Here is a 25,071-nt window from a genome sequence, read left to right as displayed (position 1 = left end):
GGTACCGGACCTGTTCCCGGTACCTCGCCCTCGCGTTCCTCAGGACGTGGCGCAGGTGGCCGTCGGGGTGGTGCTGTTCCCGTTCTTGTAGAGCGTGATGCCGAAGCTGTTGCCGGCGCCGTTGGGGCGGGCGGTCAGCGTGCCGCTGCTGCCCGTGACGCTCGCGTTCCAGCTGTTCTGGAGGGTCTGGCCGCTGCCGAGTCGGACGGTCACCGTCCAGCTCGACGAGCCGCTGACCGACAGGTTGACGTTGAACCGGTCGCTCCACTCGTCGGCCCGCTGGACCGAGACGGTGCAGGAGCCGGTGGTGCCGCCACCCGTGTTCCCACCCGTGTTCCCACCCGTGTTCCCGCCCGTGCTCGACGGCGCGACCGCGCGGCCGGTGCTCGGCGAGATGGTGCCGGTGCACAGGTTGCGCGCCTTGAGGTCGGACAGGATGCCGGGCAGGGCCTGGATCGTCGCCGCCGGCCAGTCGTGCATCAGGATGATCTGGCCGTTCTGGAGCTGGCTCGCCGCCTGGCGGATCTGCGCCGCGCTGGCGTTGTCCCAGTCCCGCGAGTCGACGTCCCAGATGATCTCCCGCAGCCCCAGCGAGGACTCGATCGCCCGGAGGTTCGCGTTGGACTCGCCGTACGGCGGGCGGAACAGCTGCGGCGTGACGCCCGCGGTCTGCTGGATCGCCTGCTGGGTCCGGGTGAGCTGGGACTGGATGTCCGCGTAGCTCATGTTCACCAGGTGCGGGTGGTCCCAGCTGTGGTTGCCGATGGTCAGGCCGGCGTTCTTGTACGCCTGCATGCCCGACGGGTTGCTCTGCGCGTTGGACCCGGTGGGGAACACCGTCGCGGTCGCGCCGTTGCCCGTGAGCGTGTTGACGAGCTGGCTCGTCGTGCCGGAGTTCGGCCCGTCGTCGAACGTCAGCCCCACGTACCCCGCGGTGCAGGTCCAGCCGTTGCCGCCGGTGTTGCCACCGGTGTTCCCGCCCGTGTTCCCACCAGTGTTCCCGCCGGTGTTCCCGCCTGAGCTGCCGGTCGCCGTGCAGCTCGCGGACGGGATGCTCGTGTTGCCGCCCGAGTAGTACGTGACCCCGAAGGCGCTGCTGCCGGCGGAGGTGAAGGTGTTCCCGTTGCGCGTCGCGTTCCACGAGCTCTGGATCGACTGGCCCGAGCCGGGGGCGACCGTGACCGTCCAGCTGCTGGCGCCGGCCACGGTGTAGGTGACGTTGAACCGGTCGGACCACGAGTCACCCCGGGTCGCGGTCACGGTGCAGCCGTTCGAGCCACCGGTGTTGCCGCCCGTGTTGCCGCCCGTGTTCCCGCCCGACGAGCCCTCGGAGACCGTGATGTTCGACGAGCCCGAGGACTGGTACCCCTCGGTCGCCATGATCTGGTAGTCGTGCGTGCCCAGGTTCATGCCCTTGGACGCCCACGCGTCGAAGTGGTTCCCGGTGGTGATGGAGCCGCCCGTGCGCTTGGACTGCCGGACGGACCAGTACTGGTAGAACGTCGCGGTGCCGTCGATCGAGGGCTGGTTGACCCGCTGCGTGCGGTAGATGTCGTAGGTGCCGCCGTCGGAGGTGACCGTGCCCATGAACGTGCCGGTCGGACGGTAGGTGCCCCAGTTGTCGACGATGTAGTACTCGACGAGCGGGCTCCGGGTCCAGCCGTAGGCGGTCAGGTACGCGTTGCCGGACGGGTTGAACGTGCCGGAGTAGCTGATCGTCCGGCGCGCGCCGGTCCGCCAGCCCTTGCCGGCGACGAAGTTTCCGGTGTTCGACCACTGCGTCGAGTAGTTGCCGGCCGCGCCCAGCTCCATGGAGACGGTGCCGGGGGAGTCGGTCCAGAACGAGTAGAAGTAGCCGTTGTTCGTGTTGGTGTCGTTGGACGTGATGGCCGCGCTGGCGGGACCGGCCGTGACCAGGCCGGCCGCGACCATGGCGGCCGCGGCGCCCAGGCCCAGCAGGGCTCGCAGGGCCCGGCGCGGTCGGGGCCGCCGGTGGCTCAGAAGAGTTCTCTCGGACACGCTGCACTCCTTCGTGCGGGACGCTTGCCGATACTTGCGGTCCCGGTGCTCGCTCCCTCCTCGTCGAAGGAGCGGTGGATCGTGCACCGGGATGCTCGGCTGTCGGCCTCGCGACGCGGTCGCGCGGCCGACTCGGACACCGGCGAGTCTGGATCTGTCGCGGTCCCGGGTCAATGGATGTTTCCGATACCTTTCGGGTTACGAACCGATTAGGAATCGGTGGTCCCGGTCCCGACCGTGGGCTCGCGCACGACGGCGGGCCGCCCCCGTTCGCGGTGAACGGAGGCGGCCCGCCGTGGGTGTGGAGCTCAGTGCTCGTCGTGCCCGGCCCGGCGACGCAACGCCACGAGCGCGGCACCGCCGAGCGCCAGCACGGCCGCTGCGCCGCCCAGCATTACGGCCGACGAGCCGGTGCTCGCCAGTCGGGACGGGCCGGCCTGGGCGGACGGCGCCGGCGTGGGCTCCGCCGGGGCGACCGGCGCGGGCTGCGCCGGGCGCGCGGGGGTGGCGGGCCGGGTGGGCTCGGCGGGCAGGGTCGGGTCCACGGGCGTGACCGGGTCCACGGGGTCGGTCGGGTCGACCGGCATGAAGGGATCCACCGGGTCGACGGGATCCACCGGGTCGACGGGATCCACCGGGTCGACGGGGTCGACGGGGTCAACCGGGTCGACGGGGTCCACCGGGGTCTTGCGGTACACGTACACGACCTCGGTCCCCACGGTCATCTCGCCGGACGCGTTCGTCGGGATCGCGACCAGCTCGTAGCCGGGGATGGTGGCCGGGCGGGTGTCGTAGTGCTCGCCCTCGGTGCCGTCGCGGTGGACCGGGTCGGCGAGCGGCTTGCCGGTCTCGTCGACGAACCGCACGGTCAGGTCCGCGGGAGCCGGGGCCGGCGAGTCCTTGCGGTAGACGTACACGACCTCGGTGGTGCCCTCGACGAGCTCGCCGCGCGCGTTCGACGGCGTCACGTGGAGCGTGTAGCCCTCGATGTCCTTCGCCGCCGTGCCGTACGCGTCACCGGGCGTGCCGGTGGACCGGTCGGCCCCCGCGATCTCGTGGCCGTCCTCGTCGACGTACCGCACGACGAGGTCGCCGACCTTGGGCTCCGCGACCGGGCGGTAGACGTAGACCACCTCGGTCGTGCCCTCGGTGTAGCGGCCGGACGTCGGTCCGGTCACGTCGACCAGCTCGTACCCGTCGAAGGACCGGGAGCTCGTCGCGTACTCCGTGCCGACGTCCTGCGTGGTCCGCTCGGGCTCGGCCAGCGGGTTGCCGTGCTCGTCGACGTGGCGGACGACCAGCTCGCCGGTCGCCGGGGCGACGACCGGGCGGTAGACATACACGACCTCGGTGGTGCCGGCGGCGAGCGTGCCGTCCTGGTTCGTCGGGAAGGCGACCAGGTCGTAGCCCGGGACGTCCTCGGGGAGCGTCGCGTACGCGTCGCCCTCGGTGCCCTCGCGGGTGTACCCCGTGGCGACGTCCACGCCGTCCTCGTCGACGTACCGCACGACGAGCGTCGCGGGCTGCGGCTGCGGGTCCACGAACGTGACGCTCGCGTCGGCCGGCGTGTCGAGCCCGCGGTGGACGACGATGTTGTCCGCGCCGTTCGTGTAGGTGCCGGGCACGGCCGACGTGACGTCGAGCGAGATGGTCACCGCGTCGTCGCCCGCGTCGAGCTCACCGTTCGTGACGGTGACGGTCCCCGAACCGGGGCGCGCGACCACGTCCGCGGCGCCGTCGACCTGAAGCCTCGGCTCGTCGGCGACGACGAGTCCGTCGGGCAGCTCGTCGGTGAACGACCAGCCGTCCTTCTCCGCGAGCTCGTCGGTGTTGGTCACGGTGAACGTCAGGCGCACGGCCTCGCCCGTGGCGGCCTGGCTCTCGTCGAACTTCTTGTCGAGCTGCGGGGTGACGTCGAGGATCGTGATGTCGTCGAACGCGCCGTCGTTGCCCAGGTGGGCAGAGGTCATGTTGCGCACGACGATGCCGAACTCGCCCCCGTCGTAGAGGAACGAGTGGTCGGAGGCGAAGTGGCCGGCACGGACGGCCTCGCTCGCGCCCGGTGTGAGCCGGGTGACACTGACCTTGCGGGCGCGCGGGTCCGTCATCGGGTCGATCGGCACCGACGTCAGCGCGGTCTCCACGCCGCCGCGCTCCACGTACAGCATCAGCTGCGGGTTCTCCCGGTCCTTGGCCATGCCGGTGGCCTGCGGGTTCTTCGCGTTCGTCGCCGCAGCGGACATCGAGAACGCGAGGAACCGGCCGTGTCCGTCCTTGACGGTGACCGGGTTGGCGGCGGTCGTCCGGAACATGACCTGACCACCGGCGGGGGGTGTCCCCCTGCTCTGCGTGTAGGCAGAGATGGCGGTGTTGGCTTGGGGGTTCGCGGTTCCGTTGATCTTGCCGAGCGCCTCGGTGAGCTGGCGCAGCGTCGCGAAGGCGGTGTCCTCGGTGCCGTTCTTGGCACCTGTGGCGTCGCCCGTGACCGCGGTGTTGTTCCAGGACAGGACCATGCCGTTCGCCTTCGCCGCGTCCAGCCAGTACGGGTCGGCGGTGTACCGGCCGCCCGCGTAGGCGTCGAGCATCGTGCGCGGACCGGAGTCGGGCGCCTGCTCGAAGTCCTCGTGGAAGACGACGATGCCGGGCGCCGGCTGGCCGGCGTTCCCCGGGACGGCGGTGGCGCCGGGCGCGCCCACGACGACGAGCGCGCTCGCGCCGAGCGCGACGGCCACGGCGGTGGCGGTGCGGTGGTGACGGATGTTCATGGGAGTTCCCCGTACTCCTCGGGTTCGTTGACTCCCCGAATGTATTTCAGCGACCACGACCACGAACAGGGACCATCGACCTAACCTGGGCGGCGTCCGTCCGTGAGGAGATGACGCGTGCCGATCCCGACCGACCCCTCGCCGCTCGCGGCCCCCTCGCGGGACGCGGCCTACGCCGTGCTCGAGCGCGCGCTGGTCACGGGGGCGCTCGCGCCCGGCTCGCGGCTGTCGGACGACGAGCTGGTCCGGCTCACCGGCACCTCCCGTGCCCCGCTGCGGGAGGCGCTCAACGCGCTCGCGGCGGTGGGGCTCGTCGACGTCGCCCCCCGACGGTCCACCCACGTCACGCCGCTCGACGGGCGCGCGTCCCGGGAGGCCCTCGAGATCGACGGCGCCGTCCTGACCCAGGCGCTGACGGAGCTCGCCGGTCGCGGGGACCACGCCGCGCGCGAGCGGCTCGCGGCGGCGCGCGACGCGGTGCTCCCGGACGCCGACGCCTACCGCGCGGCGGTGGCCGAGCACCGGATGCGCGGGCTGCTGCGCACGATCCTGGACGGCGCGGGCAACCTCGAGTACGCCCGCGTGAGCGCCGCGGTCGCGCCCGTCGTCGACCGGTACGCCGCGCTGCACGCCGGTGACCTGCCCGACGAGCACCACGCCCGGATGCGCGCCGCGGTGGACTCGGCCCTGGCGGGCGACCCCCCGGCCGCGCGGGAGTCGTGGCGCGCGCTCGTCGACGCGCTGGTGGCGGACGCCGCGATGACCGGCCGGCGGGACGAGCCGCCGGCCCCCGCCCCGCCCGCCACCCTGCGCGAGCGCGCGGCCGCCGCGATCGAGCAGGCGATCCACGACGGGACGCTGCTGCCGGGGGAGACCCTGCGCGAGTCCGAGCTCATGACCTGGCTCGGCATCTCGCGCACCCCGGTGCGCGAGGCGCTCACGGCGCTGGACCGCGCGGGTCTCGTCGTGCAGAGCCACCACCGGTCGGCGCGCGTCGCGGAGCCCGACGAGCGCGACGTGCGGGACCTGATGCGCGCGCTCGGCGTGCTGCGCGCGCTCGCGGTGCGGCTCGCGATGCAGCGGGATCCCGACGCTCTGGCGCGCGCGCTCGCCGCGACGCTGCCCGCGTGGGACGACGTGCACGACCCCGCCTCGTTCGCGCGCGCCGCCGGCTCGTCGTTCGACGCGATCACCGACGCCGGCGGCAGCACGCGGCTGCGGACGCTCACCTCCACGCTCGCCGCGCGCGGCAGGTGGTCGGTGGCGCCCAGCGCCTACGGCACGCTCGCCGCGGACGGCACGCGCCTGCGGGAGCTCCACGCGCTCGTCGTCGCCGGCCGGTCCGACGACGCGCAGGCCGCCGTGTGGACCATGTGCACCGGCGAGGAGCCGGCGGGGGTCAGCGCAGGCGCGCCGTGAGCGTGAAGCTCGCGGGCAGGCGCTCCGGCCGTTCGCGCAGGCGGTACTCGCCGGTCGCCCCGTCGAGCACGGTCAGGCCGGGCAGCGCGTCCCACGGGACGCTGTCGTGCTCGGTGAGCGAGGTGAGCTCGAGGCCCGCGTCCAGGACCGCGGTGACGATCTCGCCGAGGCCGTGGTTCCACTCCATCGACCGCGGCTGCTCGACCGCGCCGGTGCCCCCGTAGGTGCTCTCGTCCTCCCAGACGATGGCGCGCTCCTGCTCGAAGTAGGGCAGCTCGAGCGACGGGGTCAGCCCGCCGGTGCCGGTGATCCACGGCTGCTGGGCGCGGTCGGCGTGCTCGGCCCCGACCGTCGTCGCGAGCACCGAGTTGAGCACCGGGTGGCCGTCGCGGACGAACAGCCGCCCGCCCGGCCGGAGCAGCCGCGCCACCGTCCGCGCCCACCGGTCGATGCTGGGCAGCCAGCACAGGGCGCCGATGCCCGTGTAGACCAGGTCGAACCGGCGCCCGCCGAGCGCCTCCGGTGCCGCGTACACGTCCGACTCGACGTAGTCGATCGGGGTGCCCGCGCGCGTCGCGAGCGAACGGGCCGCAGCGAGCGAGGCGCCCGAGAGGTCCACGCCCGTCATGCGCGCCCCGAGCCGGGCGAGGCTCAGGGTGTCCGTGCCGAGGTGGCACTGCAGGTGCACCGCGTCGAGGCCCGCGACGTCCCCGAGCCGGGGGCGGTCGAACGCCACGACGTCCGAGAGCCGGCCCGGGTCCGCCAGCAGCGCCTCGATCCCGTAGCCCTGCACGTGCACGGCGGCGCGGCTGTCCCAGTTCGCGCGGTTGACCTCGAGGTACTCGTCGGACGTCACCCGAGGGAGGGTACGCGGCGGCGCCGACGCCGTGCGTGCTCGTCGGGCTCGTCGTGCGGCCGGCGGTCCGCGGTCCTACCGTCGGTCAGGTCCGACGAGGGAGGAACCATGCCCAGCACCGTCCGCACCCGGCGTCCCCGCGCCGCCTGGGGCGCGCTCGTCGCGCTCACGCTCTCGCTCGGCGCGGTCGCCCTGCCGGCGACGACCGCCGCCGCGGCGACCTCGAAGCCCGTGACGTACCAGTACATCCACGAGGGGCTGCGCGGGGAGTTCAGCGTCCGCTGGGCCAGCAAGCGGCTGGTCGAGGTGTCGGGCTGGATCGCCGACGTCTGCCCGCAGGACGGTCGCGGCGTCTACCTGGACGGCATGGGCACGCGCGAGAAGAACGGCGACGAGCGCTGGTGGTACGTCGGCCTGAAGGACACCAACGGCTGCGGCAACGGCCGCGTGACCCTCAAGTCCCACACGGGTCAGAGGTGGACCGGCTGGCGCAGCTCGACGCCCCTGCCGAACCTGCTGATCCGCGTGTGCGCGATCGACCGGGACGGCCACAAGGCCGGCTGGTGCGTCACCAAGATCTGGGACAACCCGAAGGTCGGCTGACCGCGCGTCAGGTCCGGGCGCGCTCGCGGAACAGGTCCGCCTCGAACCGGTAGGCGTCGCCGCGGTACTCGGCGTGCCCGAGCAGGACGGGCGCACCCGTCGCGTTGAAGGCGACCTCGACGCCGACGAGCACGGGCGCGCCCAGCTCGAGGTGCAGCAGCTCGGCCACGCGCGGACCCGCCGCGGCCGCCTGGACGGTGTACGACGAGCGGTGGATGGCCACGCCCGCGTCCTCCAGCGTCCGGTACAGCGACGCGTCGGTCAGGTCCACCGACTCGAGGCTCGGGCACAGGGCCCGCGGCACCACCGACCGGTCCAGGCACACCGGCGTGCCCTCGAAGCCGCGCACGCGCTCGACCTCGACGACGGGCGCGGTCGGCGCGATGCCCAGGCGCTCCGCCTCGGACAGGTCGCACGGGCGGGTGCGCTGGACCAGCACCTGTGAGGTGGCCCGGAGCCCGCGGGCCGTGGCCATCTCGCTGAACGAGAGCAGCGTGCTCGGCGGCTCGCCGAGGAGCTGGCGCGCGACGAACCATCCCCGCTGGGCCGATCGGTCGAGGACGCCCTCCGCGGCGAGCCGGGTCAGCGCCGCGCGCAGCGTCATGCGGGAGACGCCCAGGTCGGCCGCCATCTGGCGCTCCGCGGGGAGGCGGGACCCGGGTGCGTGCACGCCGCGCTGCACCTCGTCGAGGACGCGGCGGTACGCGACCTGCTGGGGCGTCGTGTCGTTGACCACGCGGGCATCGTAGCGACAACTAGGCCACTTGCGCACCAGATGGCCGTCAACGATCTAGTTGGACTAACTGGTCTGCTTGTGGTTATGGTCGGTCCACCACTCGATCCCAGTGTTGTGAACTCGAGAAACGGACTGACGATGACGACACGACTCCTCCGGCGGACGGCCGTGGCCGCTGCCCTCGTGGCCACTCTCGCGGCGTGCGCCCCGCAGGCCGCTCAGGTCGACAGCAGCGCGTCGACGGGCACGGTCGACACGGACGCCGCCTCCCTCGGGGACGTGACGCTCAAGTTCCTCGACTTCTCGGGTGGTAACGACGAGGTCTACATGAAGAAGGCCATCGCGGCGTTCGAGGACGCGTACCCCAACATCACGATCGAGCGCACCGCCGCGGACTTCGACCAGGTGATGGCGACGCTCAACCTGCGGCTCGCGGACAAGGACGGCCCGGACGTCGCCACCATCAACAACGGCTGGCAGTCCATGGGCACGCTGTCCAAGGGCGGACTGCTGCTCAACCTGGACCCCTACGCGGACGCGTACGGCTGGCGGGACCAGATGGCGCCGACGATCCAGACCGAGCACGAGTTCACGACCGACGGCGCCACCATGGGCAAGGGCTCGCTCTGGGGCACGCCCGGCGCGCGGCTGACCACCATGGGCGTCTACTACAACGTCGACAAGCTCGACGCGTTGGGGCTCGAGGCGCCGACGTCGGTCGAGGACTTCGAGGCGGCCCTCGCCGCGGCGAAGGACGCCGGTGAGGTGCCCATCGAGCAGGGCATGCAGGAGAAGACGTTCGCGACCGCGCCGCTCTTCCTGCTGCAGACCATGCTGGGCGACCCGACCAAGATCACCGACTTCGTCTACGGCAACGGGGACGGCGACCTGGCCGGCACGGGCATGCTCGACGCCGCCCAGAAGCTCGCCGACTGGTCGAAGAACGGCTGGTTCAACGGCGACGCGTCGGGCCTCGACCTCGAGGCCGGCCGCAACGCGTTCCAGGCCGGGACCGGCGTCTTCCACTTCGACTACTCGGGCTCGATGGCCGAGGAGGGCGTCGACGGCTCGAAGTTCGCCCGCCTCGCGCTCCCGCAGGACGACGAGGGGGCGGCGGTCGCCGTCGGCGCGCCCGCGGCCGTGCTGGGCATCGCGGCCCGGACCGAGCACCCCGACGCCGCCGCGGCCTTCGTCGACTACCTCGGCTCGGTCGAGATGAACCAGCTCGCGGTCGACTCCGGGATGCTGCCGATCCGCTACGACGGCGTGACGCTCCCCGACGACGGCGGCGTCTACTCCACCGAGCTCGAGCAGACCGACCAGGTCACGCAGCACGACGGGTACGTGCCTTTCTTCGACTGGGCCAGCCCCAACATGCTCGACATCCTGGGCGGCCAGGCGCAGCTCGTGTTCGCCGGCAAGTCCACGCCGCAGCAGCTGGTCGACGCGGCGCAGGCGGACTACGACGACTTCCACGCCGGGAAGTGACCGTGGCCAGCGCGCAGCTCGCCGTCGCGGTGCCCGGGCGGGAGCGGACCTCCGCCGCTCCCGCCGGGTCGCGGAAGGGACGCCGGCGGCGCCGGTGGATCGGCCTGGTCTACCTGGCCCCCGGCCTCGCGCTGTACACGTGGATCGTCCTGGTGCCGCTCGGCCAGTCGTTCGTGTACTCGCTCTACCAGTGGGACGGCGTCTCGGCGCCCGTGCCCGTCGGGGTCGACAACTACACGGCGTTCTTCAGCGACCCGGAGCTCGTCGCGGCCCTGCGGCACGTCGTCGTGCTGGTCTTCTTCTTCGCGCTCCTGCCGATCGCGCTCGGGCTGACGTCCGCGGCGATCCTCTCGCGGCGCAGGCTGCGCGGGCAGTCCGCCTACCGGTGGGTGCTGTTCCTCCCGCAGGTGATCACGTCCGTGGTGATCGCGGTGGTGTGGAAGCGGATCCTGGCGCCGGCCGGACCGCTCAACGAGGCGCTGCGGGCGGTCGGGCTCGACTCGATGGCCAAGAGCTGGCTCGGTGACACCGCGTGGGCGCTGCCGTCGCTCGGCCTGATCGGGGCGTGGGTGACCTTCGGGTTCTGCATGGTCCTGTTCATCGCCGGCGCCCAGTCCATCCCGACGGAGCTGTACGAGGCGGCGCGCGTCGACGGCGCGGGCCCGGCCCGGGAGTTCTTCTCGATCATGCTCCCGGCGCTGCGCCCGCAGCTCGCCGTCGCGCTCACGCTCACCGTCACGGCGGCGCTGCGCACGTTCGACCTCGTCTGGCTGACGACGCAGGGCGGGCCCGGCTCGTCGACCCTGACGCCCGCCGTCCTGCTGTACCGCCGGGCGTTCCAGAACCCCGACGTCGGCGCCGCGGCCGCGATCGGGGTGGTCATGGCGGTGTTCTGCCTCGTCGTGGCCGTCCTGATCCAGCGGATCTCCGAGCGAGGTGAGACCCCGTGAAGACGTCGCGCTCCGAGCGCACCATGAACTACTTCGTCCTGACGCTGTTCGCGGCCGCCGTGGTGTTCCCGATCGGGTGGACGGTCCTGGCGGCGCTGAGCCCCGACCGGTCCGGCTCGCCCGACGTGGGCTCGCTGCAGTGGAGCAACTTCGCCGACGCGTGGCGCCAGGGGGACCTGGGGCACGCGATGCTCGCGAGCACCGTCATCACGGTGTGCGCGGTGATCATCCAGGCGCTCGTCGCGATCCTGTCCGGGTACGCGCTCGGCGTGCTGGGCGTGCCGGGGTCCAAGGTGATCTTCCCGGTCATCCTGCTCGGCCTGATGATCTCCACGGAGGTCATCGTGATCCCGCTGTACTACCAGTTCCGGGACCTGGGGCTGACGAACAGCTGGCTGGGGCTGATCGCGATCCACGTCGGCATGGGCGTGCCGTTCGGCGCCTTCTGGCTGCGGGCCACGTTCCGGGCCATGCCGCGCTCGCTCGTCGAGGCCGCCGAGATCGACGGCGCGGGCTCGTGGCGGCGCCTGTGGCAGGTGCTCGTCCCGATAGCCCGCCCCGCGATCCTCACCCTCACGCTCCTGAACTTCATGTGGACCTGGAACGACTACTTCCTGTCCCTGATCTTCATCTCCTCGGAGAAGCTCCAGCCCGTGACCCTGGCGCTGGGCAACTTCCAGGGCCGGTACTCCACCGAGTTCAACCTCCTCGCCGCGGCGGCGCTGATCATCTGCGTGCCCGTCGTGCTCCTCTACGCCTTCTTCCAGCGGCAGTTCATCAGCGGCGTGATGAGCGGCGCCCTCAAGGAGTGACCGCGGACGCCCCGCCCCCCTTCCACGAACGGAGAGATCGATGAGCACCCCACCCACCGTCCACGCCGACGCGCAGGCGCTCGGCGCCGCCGCCGCCGCGCTGGTCGCCGACCGCATCGAGGCCGCCGGGCCGCGGCCGTTCCTGCTCGGCTGCCCGGGCGGCCGCAGCGCCGCCAGCACCTACCTGGCGCTCGCGGAGGAGGTCCGGCGCCGCGGCCTGGACCTGTCGCGGCTCGTCGTCGTGATGATGGACGACTACCTGGTGCCGGACGGCGACGGCGGCCTGCGCCGGGAGGACCCGGCCGCGGCGCACTCGTGCGAGCGGTTCGCCCGCCTGGAGATCGTCGCGCCGCTGAACGCCGCGGCCGCTCGCGGACAGGGCGTCGCGGACGAGAACGTGTGGCTTCCGGACCCGGCGGACCCCGCCGCGTACGACGAGCGCATCCGCGCGGCCGGCGGCATCGACCTGTTCCTCCTCGCGAGCGGTGCGAGCGACGGTCACGTCGCGTTCAACCCGCCGGGATCGGACGCGGCGACGACGACGCGCGTCGTGCAGCTCCCCGACACGACGCGGCGGGACAACCTCGCGACGTTCCCGACCTTCGGCGGCGACCTCGCCGCGGTCCCGACGCACGGCGTCACGGTCGGCATCGCCACGATCCGCGACCACTCGCGCGAGGTGCTGATGCTCGTGCACGGCGCGGACAAGCGCGGTGCCGTGCGTCGCCTGGCCGGCGCGGACCGCTACGACGCGGACTGGCCCGCCACCGTGTTCGTCGACTGCGCCCACCCCCACCTGTTCGTCGACGAGGCGGCCGCGGCCGACGTCGTCGCCAGCACCACCCACTGAGAGAGGACACTGGAGCGACATGGCACGTATCAAGCTCGCGTACATCGGCGGCGGCTCGTCCCGGGCGGCCGGGACGATGGCCTCCCTGATCTGGCACGGCCAGGAGTTCGACGGCTCGGAGATCGTCCTCGTCGACCTGGACCCCGACCACCTCGAGATCGTCCGGACGCTGTCCGAGAAGATGGCCCGCAACGCGGGCCTCGACCTGACGATCACGGCGACCACCGACCAGCGGGCCGGGCTCACCGACGTGGACGCGGTGCTCTCGAGCTTCCGCCCCGGCGACTTCCAGATGCGCCTGCAGGACGAGCTGATCCCGCAGCGGCACGGCGTGATCGGTCAGGAGACGCAGGGCCCCGGCGGCTTCATGATGTCGCTGCGTTCCATCGAGATCATGAAGGGCATCCTGGCGGACCTCGACGCGGTGGCGCCGGACGCCAAGATCTTCAACTACACCAACCCCGTCAACATCGTGTCCCAGGCCGTCACTGACAACACGGACCGGTTCATCTACTCGATGTGCGAGGGTCCGATGATCTTCCCGCCGTCGATCCTGAAGACGGCCGGCCTGGACCCGGAGCGCGCCGACGTGCTCATGGCGGGCGTCAACCACAACTGCTGGTCCACCCGGCACACGTACGACGGCCAGGACCTCATGCCACTGCTCGACGAGGCGTGGGAGCGGGTGAAGGACGACCCGAGCGTCCCGGTGTGGGACAAGCGCATGCTCAAGCTCGCGGTGGCGATGCGGTCCGTCCCGGCGGACTACTACCGCTACTACTACTTCGGCGAGGAGTTCCTGCGGGAGCAGCGCAGCAAGCGGCTCACGCGCGCCGGCGTGATCCTCGAGAGCGTGCCGGACTACTGGGCGCACTACGCCGAGCAGGCCGAGTCCGTGAACCCCGAGCTCGACCCCGACCGCTCGCGCGGCGGCATCCACGAGCTCGAGCTCGCGATCGACGTGATGAGCGCGTACTACAACGACGCGCCCGCACGGCTGCCCGTCAACCTCCCGAACACGGGCGGCGCGCTGCCCGGGTTCGACGAGGACACCGTGGTCGAGATGTGGTGCACGGTCGACGGCTCGGGCGCCACCCCGGAGCCCCAGGAGGCGCTGCCGCACGCGGTGCGCGGCATCACGCAGACGCTGGCCGAGTACCAGCGGCTCGCCGCCGTCGCGGCGTGGGAGGGCACGCGGGCGGACGCCGTGCGCGCGCTCGTCGCCCACCCGTTCGTCCCGACGCTCGCCGTCGCGGAGGAGCTGTACGACGACATGGCGTACGCGAACCGCGACTTCATCCCGGAGCGGCTGCTCAAGTGACCGAGCTCTACCTCGGCCTCGACGCCGGCAACTCCAAGACGGTCGCGCTCGTCGCGGACGCCGACGGCAGCGTCGTCGGCTGGGGGCGCGCGGGCGTCGGTGACATCTACGGACTCACCGGCGCCCGCAGCGCGGGCGAGCAGGTGGTGCTCGCCGTGCGGTCCGCGCTCGCCGTCGCGGGCGCGGACCCGTCCTCGGTGGTCTCCGCGGCCTTCCGGCTCGCCGGGGTCGACTGGGACGAGGACCGCGAGTTCTGGGAGGAGCTGCTCGACGACGAGCTCCCCGAGATCACGCACCGCACCGTGCGCAACGACGGCTTCGCGCTGCTGCGGTGGGGCCAGCCCGACGGCGTCGGCGTGGCCGTGACGGCGGGCACCGGCCCCGCCGTCGCGGCCCGCGGGCCCGCGGGGGAGTTCGCCGGCTCGTGGTGGATCCACGACGACCTGGGCGGCGTCGCGATGGGCCGCGCCGCGTTCAAGGCCGTCATGTCCGCGCACGTGGGCTTCACCCCGCCGACGACGCTGACCGACCGGCTGGTGGCGCACGAGAAGGTGGCGGACGCCGAGGAGCTCCTCTGGCAGTACACCCGGCGCGTCGAGCCGCGGGACTTCCACCACCTCAAGAGCGCCGCCCGCATCGTGCTCGCCGAGGCGGAGGCCGGCGACGACGCCGCGGCGCGGATCGTGTCCGACCACGCCCACGCCTTCGCCCGCTACGCCGAGCTCGCCGCCCGGCGCGTCGGGCTGTCCGGCGAAGCCGACGTCCCCGTGGTGCTGGGCGGTTCGCTGCTCACGTCCTCGATGTCGATCTTCCGGGACGCCGTCACCCGGTACGTCGCCGAGCTCATCCCGGGTGCGCGCGTGGCGTCGCTCGGCGGCTCGCCCGCCGCGGGTGCGCTGCTCGACGCGCTGGCGGAGGGCGGCGTGCCCATCACCGACGCCCTCCGTGGCACGGTGATGGCCTCGCCCATCCCCCCGGACCTCTTCGTCACCTGACGGCCCAGAGACCAACCTTGGACGTGGACGGCTTCGTCCGAGCACGCTCTGAGGATGGGGACCGGCCCGGACCGACGGCAGCCGGCCGCAGCGGGGCACGGGACGCCCCTGCTGCGGCCAGCGGCGCTCGTCGCGTGCGGACTGGTCATCGCGACCTCGCGCGCTCGCTGCTCCCGCCTCTCGGCTGGCTCGTCGTGATCGCGACGCTCGCGCTCGGCGCGAGCCGACGATTCGGCACCGAGGGTGGAGCGCCCGTGGAGGCGACCGACGTGATCGCCTTCGGCTTGATCGGCACGACTGTGGTGCGGGCGTCTACGCGGTGCCGCGGCACGCGCTGCGCGAGGAGGCGCGCACCCTCGTCCAGAGCCTGGCCCCGCTGCGGGGGAGGGAGGACGACGCACTCGTCGGGACCCTGGCGACGCGCATCACGCTCGAGGCCCAGCTGGGGCTCAGCACCACGCTGCTCGCCGAGCGCACGACGGGCGTGTACGTCCTCGGCCCGCTGCTCGTCGCCGTGACCGGCGCGTTCCTCGCCGCGTAGCGCCGAGACCTGGCTCGCGCAGGCGCTCAGCGGTTCGTCGCGGCGTCGGCGGCGTCCGCCACCCGGCCCCCGGCGTCGGCGCGCAGGGCGACGGAGCGCCCACGGAACCGCAGGCCATCGACGTGGAGCGCGCCCACGGGCGACGGCGCGAGCGGGGCGACCTCGAGCCGGTCGCCGTCGGGCGACAGGCCGAGCAGTGCCGTCAGCAGCGCGACCGAGGTCGCGGCCGACCACGCCTGCGGCCGGCACGCGGCCGGGTAGGCCACCGCGCTCGCGACGTCGTCTGCGGCGTCGCCGCCGTACAGCTCCGGCATCCGGTAGCCGAAGTCGTCGGCGGCCGCGAGGAGCCCCGAGACCAGGACGCCGGCTTCCTCGCCGAACCCCGCGCGGGACAGCCCGAGCACCGCGAGCCCGGTGTCGTGGGTCCACACCGACCCGCCGTGGTACTTCAGCGGCCAGTAGCCCGCCGAGCTCGTGGCCATGGTCCGCAGGCCGAACCCCGAGCTGAGCTCCGGGTGCACCAGGCGCCGGGCCACGGCCGTGCTCTCCTCGTCGTCGAGGATGCCGGTGCCGAGCAGGTGGCCCATGTTGGACGCGACGACGTCGACCCGGGTCTTGTCGCGGTCGAGCGCGATCGCCGGGTAGGGGCCGATCTCGTCGGTGAGCCAGAACGCCTCGCGGAAGCGGGTGGCGAGGGCACCCGCCCACGCCCGCCAGCGGTCGGCGCCCGGGCGGCCGAACGCGTCGAGCAGCGCGGCACCCGACATCGCGGCCTCGTAGGCGTAGCCCTGGACCTCGGCGAGCGCGATGGGGCCGTCGGCGAGGCGGCCGTCGCGGAACTGGATCGAGTCGCCCGAGTCCTTCCATCCCTGGTTGGCGAGGCCGCGGCCGGACTCGTCGACGTACTCGAGGAACCCGTCGCCGTCCGCGTCGCCGTGCTCGGCCATCCACGCGAGCGCCGCCTCGAGGTGCGGCAGGAGGTCGCGGACCTCGTCGTCCGGCAGGCCCCAGCGCCACGCGTCGTGCAGCAGGCAGACCCACAGCGGGGTCGCGTCGACCGTCCCGTAGTAGAGCGCGGGCAGCTCGACGCCCTCCTCCGCGAGCGTCAGGGGTGCGCGGCGCAGCTCGTGCATGATCTTGCCGGGCTGCTCGGCGGTCATCGGGTCGCTGGTGCGGCCCTGCAGGGCCGCGAGCGTGCGCAGGGTGCCACCCGCGAGCTCGGTGCCGAGCGGCAGCAGCATGCGCGCGGCGATGATCGAGTCCCGTCCGAAGAGCGTGAAGAACCACGGGGACCCCGCCGCGAGGAACGTGTCCTGCGGGGTGCCGGTGCGCGTCATGAGCAGGCCTCGCAGGTCCGCGAGGCTCTGGTCGACGAGCGCGCCGAGGCGCGGGTCGTCGGCGTGGACCGTGACGTCGGACCACGCGGCGACGGTGGCGGGTCCGACGACCGCGCCCGCGTCGTCCGCCGCGAGGGACCAGGTCACGGCGACCGCGCCGCGGGCGGGGACCACGACGTCCCACGTCAGGGACGCGCCCTGGTCCCCGGGTCCGACGAGGGCGCCCTCGCCGGTCAGGACCGCTGAGACGACTCCGTCGGACCAGTGCAGCCCTCCGTCCCGGTGCTCGGGGGCGAGCAGCGGCCCGGTGCGGCCGGACTTCACCGCCTCCATCGTCGCGAGGTCGCCCGCGACCTCGAGCCGGAGCCGGGCGGTCACGTCCGCCCCGAGCGCGCTGGTGAGCTCGATGCGCTCGTCGACCCGTCCCGGGGTCGCGCGGCGCGTCCGGCGCAGCCGGACGGTCGGATCCGCGCCCGGCCCGTCGATCCCGCGGGCCAGGGCGATCGCCTCGACCGCGCCGTCGGGCGTGCTGCCCGCGGCGACCACCTCGGGTTCCTCGTCGTCGACCGTGAGCACGGCGCTGCGCAGCACACGCACGTCGGAGTGGAAGACGCCCTCGGCGCCCGTCCCGCGGATCTGGCCGTCGCGGCCGGACCACGCCTGGGTCGGCGCCGCGAGCGTGACCAGCAGGTCGTGCAGCAGGGGTTGACGGCTCACCATCGGCCTCCTCGTCGATCGGTTGGGCTTGACAGCCCCAGCGCGCTCAAGCACGATGCGGACATCCACTTGATCGTTCAAGACCGTCGCGACGCAGCGTACTAGATCGATCAAATGCTCACGCAAGCCCCGTACGGATCTCAACGCCCGACGCAACGACGCACGAGGAGAGAGAGCACCATGTCCCGTTCCCACCGCCCCATCGGACGGCGCCGCCGTGCCGCGGTCACCGCGGGTGTCGCGGCGCTGTCGCTCATCGCCCTCACCGCCTGCTCCAGCGACTTCGACGAGCCCGCGGACAGCGACGCGACCGGCGCCCCCACGGGCGACAGCAGCGCGCCGCTGACCATCATGATCGGCTCCTCCGGCCCGGCCGAGACGACGACGGTGCAGAACACGGCGAAGGCGTTCACGGAGAAGACCGGCATCGAGGTCACCGTGGTGCCGGCGCAGGACCTGACGCAGCAGCTCGGCCAGGCCTTCTCCGGCGGCAACCCGCCGGACCTGTTCTACGTCGACCCGGCGCGCGTCGGCCTCTACGCGCAGGACGGCAACCTCTACCCGTACGGCAAGGACGTCGACCTCACGGAGTACGACGCGACCACGCTCGAGAGCTACACGATCGACGGCGAGGTCCAGTGCGTGCCCAAGGAGTCGGCGGGCGTGCTGGCGCTGTCGATCAACACCGACATCTGGGAGGCCGCCGGCCTCACGGACGCCGACGTCCCGACGACGTGGGACCAGCTGCACGAGGTCGCGCAGAAGCTCACGGACGACGACCACGTCGGGCTCTCCTTCGGCGCTACGCGTGACCGCGTCGGCGCGTTCATGGTCGGCGCCGGCGGCTGGTTCCTCAACGACGACAACAGCGAGGTCAGGGCGGACTCCCCGGAGAACCTCGAGGCGCTGACGTACCTGCAGGACATGCTCAAGGACGGGTCCTTCGCGTGGGCGGCCGACGTCGGCGCCGGCTGGGGCGGCGAGGCGTTCGGGATGCAGAAGGCGGCCATGACGGTCGAGGGCGGCTGGCTGCCCTCGGTCATGTCGTCGGACTACCCGGACGTGAAGTACACGACCGTCGCGATGCCCGCGGGTCCGGACGGCATCGGCACGCTCAACTTCTCCAACTGCTGGGGCGTGGCGGCGGCGAGCAAGAACATCCCCGGCGCGGTCGAGCTGGTGCAGTTCTTCGAGAGCGACGAGCAGGCGAAGGCCGCGGCCGAGAGCTTCGGCGCGACCCCGGCCCGCCTGAGCCTGGCGGACTGGACCACCGAGAACTTCCCGGAGCAGGTGGTCTACCTGGACAACCTCGACCGCTCGAAGGGCCCGGTCCCGGTGCCCGGCTTCGACTCGGTGCTCGCGGACTTCGACTCCAAGCTCGAGGGACTGAAGACCGGTGACCCGGCGCAGATGTTGAAGGACGTGCAGTCCAACGGCGAGGCTGCCCTCGAGGCAGCGCAGGGCTGAGACCCCGGGGCGGGGGCCGCACGCCGGCCCCCGCCCTTCCCCTGCACGGAGCACTCAGAGACGAGGCGCTGGCGATGACACTTCTCGGGACGGCGGCCCAGCCCGCCCAGCCCACCGACCCCGCGGCCGAGCCCCCGCGTCGGCGCACGGGCTCAGCGAGCCGACGTTCGCAGCGCCTCGCGGGGTGGACCTTCACGGCACCCGCGGTGGCGGCGATCGTCGTGTTCGTCGTGATCCCCGTGGCGATGGCGCTGTGGGTGAGCCTGCTGCGGTGGAACGGGTTGTCCAGCCCCTTCGGTGGCGGCGCGGAGTTCGTCGGGCTCGACAACTACAAGCGGCTGCTGACCACGGACGGGCTCCTGCGGGAGAACTTCACCATCGGCCTGCGCAACAACCTCTACTACGTGCTCATGGTGGTCCCGGGGACCATCGTGCTCGCGTTCGCGCTGGCGCTGATGGTCAACCAGCAGCGGCTCAAGGGACGGGGCTTCTTCCGGACGGTGTTCTACTTCCCGTCCATCACCTCGGCGGTCGCGATCACCGTGACGTTCCTGTTCCTGTTCCAGAACAGCGGCGCGATCAACCAGGTGCTCGCGTGGTTCGGCATCGACGGGCCCAAGTGGTTCGTGGACTCGCGCGGCCTGTTCCAGACGATCGGCCAGGCGATCGGCGTGGTGCCCGAGTCCGGGTCGCCGACGTGGGGGACCGGGACGATCCTCGGTCTGCCCGTGAACCAGTGGCTCGCCGGGCCCTCACCGGCCTTGATCGCGCTCGCGACCATGACCGTCTGGGCCTCGTCGGGCACGTTCATGCTCTTCTTCCTGGCCGGCCTGCAGAACATCCCCGGCGAGGTCGACGAGGCCGCGTTCATCGACGGGGCCAGCACGTGGCAGCGGTTCCGGTACGTGACGGTGCCGCTGATGAAGAAGTCGCTCGCGCTCGTCGCGATGCTCACGGTCATCGGCTCGTGGCAGGTGTTCGACTCCGTCTACCTCGCCACGCAGGGCGGCCCGCAGAAGACGACGCTGACGCCCGCGTTCCAGTCCTACCAGGTGTCCTTCAAGGACGGGGACTTCGGCGGCGGCGCCGCGATCGCGTTCGTCCTGTTCCTCATCATCATCGTGTTCACGGTCGGGCAGCGCGTGATCAGCAGGGAGAAGGACTGATGACGGCGACCACCACCGAGCGCCCTCGCAGCGTGGGCGCGGAGCGCCGGGCGCGCGGCTACCGTCCGCTGGGCTCGTGGAGCCGGCGCACCGTCGTGATCATGTGCCTGCTGCTGGCGCTCGGCACGGTCCTCTACCTGGGGCCGTTCGTCATCCAGGTCGCGAACTCGTTCAAGACCGACGCCCAGGCGATCCAGGACCCGGTCAGCCTGGTCCCGAACCCGTTCTCGCTCGAGGGCTGGCGCGCGGCGCTCGGCATGGACCCCGCGTTCCCGGTGAACCTGCCGCGCTGGCTCACCAACTCGGTCGTCGTCGCGGTCAGCGTGACCCTGGGCCGCGTGGTGATCGACTGCCTCGCCGGGTACGCGCTGGCCCGGCTGCGCTTCCCGGGCAAGGGCGCGGCGACCGCGCTCATCATCGGTGTCATGGCGGTGCCGGGCGTGGTGCTGCTGATCCCCAAGTTCCTGGTGATCAAGCAGCTCGGCATGTACGACTCCTACGCCGGCATGATCATCCCGCTCCTGTGCGACTCGGTCGGCATCCTGCTGATGCGCACCGCGTTCATGTCCGTGCCGTGGGAGCTCGAGGAGGCCGCGCTGATCGACGGCGCGGGCGTGCTGCGGCGGTTCACGGCCATCACGATGCCGCTCGTCGTGCCCGCCCTGATCACCGTGGTGATCCTGTCCTTCCAGGGCTCGTGGAACGAGTTCACGCACTTCCTGGTCGCGACGTCGGACCCGGACCTCGCCACGCTGAACCTCGGCATCGCCCAGCTCTCCGCGGGCGCCGCCAAGGGGCCGAGCCTGTTCCCGATGAAGCTCGCGCTCGCGACGCTGTCGATGATCCCCGTCGCGCTGCTGTTCATCTTCTTCCAGCGGTACTTCGTCCGGTCCATCGGGACGACGGGCATCAAGTGAGCGCCCGCCCCGAGGCGGTCGCCGTGGGCGGCCGCGGCACGCTGCACCGCGTGGTCCTGCGGGGGCCAGGCGAGGTCGTCGCGCTCTGGTCCTGCGACCTCCCGCTCGACGCGTCGTGGTCCGGAGCGCGGCTGCGCTGGTGGGAGTCGGCCTGGTCCGGCGAGTGGGCGCCGCGCTCCGCGCCGATCACCCAGGGAGTGCATCTCGAGACCACCGCGGGCCGCTCCTCTGCGCGGCTCCACCCGTTCCTGGTCGTCGACGACGGGCGGCGCGCGCTGCTGCTGGGCGTCGCGTGGTCCGGGAACTGGCGCATCGACGTGGCGCCGTCCGCCGCCGGCTGGCGGCTGCGGGCGGGGTTGCCCGACGACATGCGGCGCGAGCTCGGCGCCGACGACGAGTGGGCGACGCCGGGCGTGCTCGTCGTGACGGCGGAGGCCGACGGCCCTCCGGGTGACGCCGGGGGAGTGGAGGCGGCCGCCGCGGACTTCGTCGACGCGGCCCGCGCGCTCCTGGGGCCGCAGGTGGAGCCGGGGCCGGCGTGGAACCACTGGTGGCCCTACGAGGACGCGGGGATCAGCGCGGACGTGCTCGTCGCGAACGCGGCCGTCGCCGCACGCCACGGCCTCGGCACCGCGGTGCTGGACGCCGGCTGGTTCGGCGCCCCCGGGTCCGGGCTGCGGTGGACCGAGCTGCGCGGCGACTGGGACCTGGAGGACACCGCGCGGTTCCCCGGCGGCCTCGCGGCGGCCGCGGAGGCGACGCGGGCGGCGGGCTGCGCGTTCGGGCTCTGGCTCGAGCCCGAGGCCGTCGGCGCGGCGTCCCGCCTGCGCGCCGAGCACCCCGAGCTGCTCGCCGTCGGGGTGCAGACCCCCGAGGCGCCGCGTCCGGGCGACGGGCCGCACGCGGGCGCGCCCGCCGGGACCGCGGTCGAGCTCGGGCTGCTGTGCCTCGGTGACGCGCGTGCCCGCGCGCTCGTCGTCGGGCACGTGGACCGGCTGGTGGCGACCACCGGGCTGCGGTGGCTGAAGCTCGACCTCAACGTCGACCCCGGCCTGGGCTGCACCGCCCCGGGGCACGGGCACGGTCCGCGCGACGGGCTCGTCGCGCACGTGGAGGGGCTCTACGAGGTGCTGGACACCGTGCGCGCTCGGCATCCCGAGGTCGTCGTCGAGACGTGCAGCTCCGGCGGCATGCGCTGGGACCTGGGCATCGCGGGGCACTGCGACCTCGGGTTCGCGTCGGACACCGACTGGCCGGAGCACGCGGTCGCGGGCTTCTGGGCCGCGTCGCTCTTCTTCCCGCCGGAGCGGCTCTACGGCTGGTGCGACTCCGAGTGGGGCGGCGAGCACGCGCAGCAGACCTTCCACGCCGCCACGTGGGACGACGAGCCGCACCGCCTGGCCGACGCGCTCGCGATCGCGATGCTGGGCCGCACCGGCCTGTCGCAGCGGCTGGTCGACCTCCCGCCGGCCGCGCTCGACCTGGTGGGGGAGGCGATGGCCGCGCACACCGCGAGCATCGCGCCGCTGCTCGCGGAGGCCACCGTCCGGCGGCACGGCGCCCAGCCGGAGCGGGACGGGCGGGGCGGGCGCTGGCCCGTGCTCGAGCTCGTCGGGCCGACCGGCCGGCTGGTGGCCTCGCTGCCGCTGAGCGGCGCGCCCGCAGCCCCGTCCGCGCTGCTCGTCGGACTGCGGCCCGGTCCCGTGCGGCTCGAGCCCGTGTTCCCCGCCGACGCCCCGGCCGCCTCGCTCGTCGTCGCCGACGACGGGACGTGCGACGTGAGCGCGGCGCTCCCGCGCGGGCGGTGCGCCTGGTACCGCGTGCTGGAGGGGGAGGCATGATCCGGGTCCTGCTCGTCGGCTTGGTGTTCGGGCGTGACTTCCTGCACCTGTACCAGCTGCACCCCGACGTCGGGCACGTCGGCCTGTGCGACACCGATCCTGCGCTGCTCGCGGAGGTCGGCGACCTGTACGGCGTGCGCGATCGGTGGCTGGACCTGGACGCCGCGCTCGCGGGCGGCGACTACGACGTCGTGCACCTCGCGACACCCGTGGCGTCCCACGCGGCGCTCGCGGTCCGCGTCCTGCGCACCGGCCGCTCGGTCGGCGTCGCGGTGCCGATGGCGACCAGCCTGGAGGACGTCGACCGGGTGCTCGAGGCCGCGTCCGCCGGCTCCGGGCGCTACATGATGCTCGAGACCGGCGTGTTCGGCCGCGAGTACCTGGAGGTCTCGCGCGCGCACGCCGCGGGCGAGCTCGGCCGGCTGATCCACCTGCGCGGCGCGCACCTGCAGGACCTCGACGGCTTCCCGCCGTACTGGATGGGCTTCCCGCCGATGCACTACGCGACGCACGTGCTGGGCCCGCTGCTCGCACTCGCACGCACGCAGGTGCGCGACGTGCGCTGTCTGGGCTCCGGGACGCTGTCCGACGAGCACCGCGGCGCGCACGGCCCCTCGTTCCCGTGGGAGTCGGCGCTCATGACCACCGGCACGGACGTGGCGATCGAGGCGACCGTCTCGTTCTTCGACACCGCGCGCGGCTACAGCGAGGGCTTCAGCGTCTACGGCGAGCGCGGCTCGTTCGAGTGGCCGCAGGCGGAGGACGACCCGCCGGTGACCTACCGGGCCGCCGCCCTCGGTGCCCCGGGCCGCGGCCGCGCCCTCGAGGTCCGCCGCGCGCATGCCCCCGACCGCCCGGACCTCCTGCCGGAGGCGCTGCGCCCGTGGACCTCGTCAGGCCCGTACACGTCCCCGGCCGGGCAGGTGGTGTCGGTCTCCAGCACCCACTCCGGCTCCCACGCGCACCTGGTCCACGAGCTGGTCCGGACCGTGGCCGAGGGCCGACCGTCGGTGGTCGACGAGGTCGCCGCCGCCCGGATGAGCGCGCCGGGCATCGTCGCGCACCAGTCCGCTCTCGCGGGCGGCACGGTGCTGCCCGTTCCCCAGTACGGAGACGACGTTCCGCGCGGCGGCCCGCTCCTGCCACACTCCGACGAGCAGGACCGACCGACCCGAGGAAGGGGGACCGCATGACGCAGCCGGCGCCCGGCCGCCCCACCCTCGTCACGGTCGCCCGCGCGGCCGGCGTCTCCCGTCAGACGGTGTCCAACGTCATCAACTCCCCGCACCTGGTGAGCCCCGAGACGCTCGAGCTGGTCCGCTCCGTCCTCGACTCCGTGGGCTACCGCCCCAACCTCGCCGCACGGCAGCTCCGCACCGGCCGGTCCGGCAACATCGGCCTGCGCATGCGCCCCAGCAACGACGGCATCAACGGCGCCGTCCTGGACGGCTTCCTGCACGCCCTGACCGAGGCGGCCCAGGCCGCCGGCCACCGCATCGTCCTGTTCACCGCGACCGACGACGCCGACGAGGTCCGCGGCTACCGCGAGCTGGTGGACACCACCAACATCGACGGGTTCGTGCTCACCGACACCCACCACGGCGACGACCGCGCCCGCTGGCTCGAGGAGCAGGGCACCGCGTTCGTCACCTTCGGCCGCCCGTGGTCCGACACGGTGGCCCCCGAGACGTCCTCACACAGCTGGGTCGACGTCGACGGCGCCGCCGGCACCGCCGCCGCCACTGCTCACCTGCTGGGCAGGGGCCATACCCGCATCGGCTTCATCGGCTGGCCCGCCGGCTCCGGCACCGGCGACGAGCGCCGCACCGGCTGGCGCCGCACTCTGCTCGACGCGGGCCTGCCGATCGACGGCCTCGACGTCGCCTGCGCCGACGGCATCCCCGACGGCGCCTCCGCGGCCGACTCGCTGCTGCGCTCCGCGTCGGTCACCGCCCTGGTCTGCGCCTCCGACTCCCTGGCGCTCGGCGCCCTGGGCGCGGCCCGCACCTCCGCGCAGCCGATCGCCGTGGTCGGCTACGACAACACCGCCGTCGCGGCCGCCGTCGGCATGTCGTCGGTCGCGCAGCCCCTGGAGCAGGTGGCCCGCTCGGTCATCGACTCCCTGCTCGCCCAGCTCGCCGACCCCGTGCCACCCGACGCGATGCACCGCCTGGTCGCGCCCTCGCTCGTCGCCCGCGCCTCCAGCACCGCCCCCGCCCACGTCGACCCGCGCCACGCCCCCTTCGTGGGAACGACCTGAAGCGCCCGGTA

20 protein-coding genes are annotated in these 25,071 nt (G+C 73.1%); 15 read left to right on the top strand and 5 right to left on the bottom strand.

Going from position 1 to position 25,071, the window contains the following annotated elements; translation table 11 throughout:
* Positions 1 to 39: 39 nt before the first annotated feature.
* Positions 40 to 2,019: a glycoside hydrolase family 11 protein gene (locus tag KIN34_RS17015; RefSeq protein WP_307858040.1), complete on the bottom strand. Its 1,980-nt coding sequence runs from the start codon at positions 2,017 to 2,019 to the stop codon at positions 40 to 42.
* 308 nt (positions 2,020 to 2,327) lie between these two features.
* Positions 2,328 to 4,784: a MucBP domain-containing protein gene (locus KIN34_RS01650; RefSeq protein WP_214345975.1), complete on the bottom strand. Its 2,457-nt coding sequence runs from the start codon at positions 4,782 to 4,784 to the stop codon at positions 2,328 to 2,330.
* A gap of 117 nt (positions 4,785 to 4,901) precedes the next feature.
* Between KIN34_RS01650 and KIN34_RS17240 the strand changes: the two genes are divergently transcribed.
* Positions 4,902 to 6,203, top strand: a complete 1,302-nt coding sequence (locus KIN34_RS17240) for a GntR family transcriptional regulator (RefSeq protein WP_214345974.1) — start codon at positions 4,902 to 4,904, stop codon at positions 6,201 to 6,203.
* On the opposite strand, the gene KIN34_RS01640 is transcribed toward KIN34_RS17240, so the two are convergent.
* The gene (locus KIN34_RS01640; RefSeq protein ID WP_214345973.1) at positions 6,184 to 7,059 is read right to left on the bottom strand and encodes a class I SAM-dependent methyltransferase; all 876 of its coding nucleotides are present in this window, start codon (positions 7,057 to 7,059) and stop codon (positions 6,184 to 6,186) included. The two genes, KIN34_RS17240 and KIN34_RS01640, sit on opposite strands and share 20 nt — an antisense overlap.
* 108 nt (positions 7,060 to 7,167) lie before the next feature.
* Between KIN34_RS01640 and KIN34_RS01635 the strand changes: the two genes are divergently transcribed.
* Positions 7,168 to 7,662, top strand: a complete 495-nt coding sequence (locus KIN34_RS01635; RefSeq protein WP_214345972.1) for a hypothetical protein — start codon at positions 7,168 to 7,170, stop codon at positions 7,660 to 7,662.
* A gap of 7 nt (positions 7,663 to 7,669) precedes the next feature.
* Here KIN34_RS01635 and KIN34_RS01630 read toward each other — a convergent pair whose 3' ends face one another.
* Positions 7,670 to 8,398, bottom strand: a complete 729-nt coding sequence (locus tag KIN34_RS01630; protein WP_214345971.1) for a GntR family transcriptional regulator — start codon at positions 8,396 to 8,398, stop codon at positions 7,670 to 7,672.
* Between the two features lie 138 nt (positions 8,399 to 8,536).
* Here KIN34_RS01630 and KIN34_RS01625 point away from each other — a divergent pair, with 138 nt between their 5' ends.
* The 7 genes from KIN34_RS01625 (at position 8,537) to KIN34_RS01595 (ending at position 15,355) form a co-directional block, all read left to right on the top strand.
* On the top strand, positions 8,537 to 9,886 hold the full coding sequence (locus tag KIN34_RS01625) for an ABC transporter substrate-binding protein (RefSeq protein ID WP_214345970.1): 1,350 nt from the start codon (positions 8,537 to 8,539) through the stop codon (positions 9,884 to 9,886).
* Between the two features lie 2 nt (positions 9,887 to 9,888).
* Positions 9,889 to 10,836, top strand: coding sequence for a carbohydrate ABC transporter permease (locus KIN34_RS16570; protein ID WP_214345969.1), 948 nt, complete (start codon positions 9,889 to 9,891; stop codon positions 10,834 to 10,836).
* Positions 10,833 to 11,648 (top strand): carbohydrate ABC transporter permease, encoded by an 816-nt coding sequence (locus KIN34_RS01615; RefSeq protein ID WP_214345968.1) that lies wholly within the window; start codon positions 10,833 to 10,835, stop codon positions 11,646 to 11,648. Before KIN34_RS16570 ends, KIN34_RS01615 begins: the two co-directional genes overlap by 4 nt.
* Before the next feature lie 40 nt (positions 11,649 to 11,688).
* Positions 11,689 to 12,498: a 6-phosphogluconolactonase gene (locus tag KIN34_RS01610; RefSeq protein WP_214345967.1), complete on the top strand. Its 810-nt coding sequence runs from the start codon at positions 11,689 to 11,691 to the stop codon at positions 12,496 to 12,498.
* Positions 12,499 to 12,517: 19 nt separating this feature from the next.
* Positions 12,518 to 13,819, top strand: coding sequence for a family 4 glycosyl hydrolase (locus KIN34_RS01605; RefSeq protein WP_214345966.1), 1,302 nt, complete (start codon positions 12,518 to 12,520; stop codon positions 13,817 to 13,819).
* Complete coding sequence (locus KIN34_RS01600; protein ID WP_214345965.1) at positions 13,816 to 14,814, top strand: N-acetylglucosamine kinase; 999 nt, start codon at positions 13,816 to 13,818, stop codon at positions 14,812 to 14,814. The genes KIN34_RS01605 and KIN34_RS01600 overlap by 4 nt, the downstream gene beginning before the upstream one ends.
* A gap of 319 nt (positions 14,815 to 15,133) precedes the next feature.
* On the top strand, positions 15,134 to 15,355 hold the full coding sequence (locus KIN34_RS01595; protein ID WP_214345964.1) for a hypothetical protein: 222 nt from the start codon (positions 15,134 to 15,136) through the stop codon (positions 15,353 to 15,355).
* Between the two features lie 26 nt (positions 15,356 to 15,381).
* On the opposite strand, the gene KIN34_RS01590 is transcribed toward KIN34_RS01595, so the two are convergent.
* On the bottom strand, positions 15,382 to 17,412 hold the full coding sequence (locus tag KIN34_RS01590) for an amylo-alpha-1,6-glucosidase (protein ID WP_214345963.1): 2,031 nt from the start codon (positions 17,410 to 17,412) through the stop codon (positions 15,382 to 15,384).
* A 177-nt stretch (positions 17,413 to 17,589) separates the two neighbouring features.
* On the opposite strand from KIN34_RS01590, the gene KIN34_RS01585 reads away from it, so the two are divergent.
* The 6 genes from KIN34_RS01585 (at position 17,590) to KIN34_RS01560 (ending at position 25,060) form a co-directional block, all read left to right on the top strand.
* On the top strand, positions 17,590 to 18,876 hold the full coding sequence (locus KIN34_RS01585) for a sugar ABC transporter substrate-binding protein (RefSeq protein WP_214345962.1): 1,287 nt from the start codon (positions 17,590 to 17,592) through the stop codon (positions 18,874 to 18,876).
* Positions 18,877 to 18,950: 74 nt separating this feature from the next.
* Positions 18,951 to 20,042 (top strand): carbohydrate ABC transporter permease, encoded by a 1,092-nt coding sequence (locus KIN34_RS01580; protein ID WP_214345961.1) that lies wholly within the window; start codon positions 18,951 to 18,953, stop codon positions 20,040 to 20,042.
* The gene (locus KIN34_RS01575) at positions 20,042 to 20,959 is read left to right on the top strand and encodes a carbohydrate ABC transporter permease (RefSeq protein ID WP_237689018.1); all 918 of its coding nucleotides are present in this window, start codon (positions 20,042 to 20,044) and stop codon (positions 20,957 to 20,959) included. The genes KIN34_RS01580 and KIN34_RS01575 overlap by 1 nt, the downstream gene beginning before the upstream one ends.
* Complete coding sequence (locus KIN34_RS01570; RefSeq protein WP_214345960.1) at positions 20,956 to 22,800, top strand: alpha-galactosidase; 1,845 nt, start codon at positions 20,956 to 20,958, stop codon at positions 22,798 to 22,800. The genes KIN34_RS01575 and KIN34_RS01570 overlap by 4 nt, the downstream gene beginning before the upstream one ends.
* Positions 22,797 to 23,993 (top strand): Gfo/Idh/MocA family protein, encoded by a 1,197-nt coding sequence (locus KIN34_RS01565; protein WP_214345959.1) that lies wholly within the window; start codon positions 22,797 to 22,799, stop codon positions 23,991 to 23,993. The genes KIN34_RS01570 and KIN34_RS01565 overlap by 4 nt, the downstream gene beginning before the upstream one ends.
* Positions 23,990 to 25,060, top strand: coding sequence for a LacI family DNA-binding transcriptional regulator (locus KIN34_RS01560; protein ID WP_214345958.1), 1,071 nt, complete (start codon positions 23,990 to 23,992; stop codon positions 25,058 to 25,060). Before KIN34_RS01565 ends, KIN34_RS01560 begins: the two co-directional genes overlap by 4 nt.
* Positions 25,061 to 25,071: the final 11 nt, after the last annotated feature.

This window comes from Cellulomonas fulva, assembly GCF_018531375.1.
Lineage (GTDB): Bacteria > Actinomycetota > Actinomycetes > Actinomycetales > Cellulomonadaceae > Cellulomonas > Cellulomonas fulva.
Note: the sequence above shows the minus strand (reverse complement) of the source record. Positions and strands in the feature narration are given on the sequence as shown.

Coding starts and splice junctions, on each gene's coding strand:
- KIN34_RS01605 (WP_214345966.1), top strand. CDS start 12,518: ATGGCACGTATCAAGCTCGCGTACATCGGCGGCGGCTCGTCCCGGGCG.
- KIN34_RS01650 (WP_214345975.1), bottom strand. CDS start 4,784: ATGAACATCCGTCACCACCGCACCGCCACCGCCGTGGCCGTCGCGCTC.
- KIN34_RS01585 (WP_214345962.1), top strand. CDS start 17,590: ATGTCCCGTTCCCACCGCCCCATCGGACGGCGCCGCCGTGCCGCGGTC.
- KIN34_RS01635 (WP_214345972.1), top strand. CDS start 7,168: ATGCCCAGCACCGTCCGCACCCGGCGTCCCCGCGCCGCCTGGGGCGCG.
- KIN34_RS01590 (WP_214345963.1), bottom strand. CDS start 17,412: ATGGTGAGCCGTCAACCCCTGCTGCACGACCTGCTGGTCACGCTCGCG.
- KIN34_RS01580 (WP_214345961.1), top strand. CDS start 18,951: ATGACACTTCTCGGGACGGCGGCCCAGCCCGCCCAGCCCACCGACCCC.
- KIN34_RS01610 (WP_214345967.1), top strand. CDS start 11,689: ATGAGCACCCCACCCACCGTCCACGCCGACGCGCAGGCGCTCGGCGCC.
- KIN34_RS01560 (WP_214345958.1), top strand. CDS start 23,990: ATGACGCAGCCGGCGCCCGGCCGCCCCACCCTCGTCACGGTCGCCCGC.
- KIN34_RS01575 (WP_237689018.1), top strand. CDS start 20,042: ATGACGGCGACCACCACCGAGCGCCCTCGCAGCGTGGGCGCGGAGCGC.
- KIN34_RS01565 (WP_214345959.1), top strand. CDS start 22,797: ATGATCCGGGTCCTGCTCGTCGGCTTGGTGTTCGGGCGTGACTTCCTG.
- KIN34_RS01625 (WP_214345970.1), top strand. CDS start 8,537: ATGACGACACGACTCCTCCGGCGGACGGCCGTGGCCGCTGCCCTCGTG.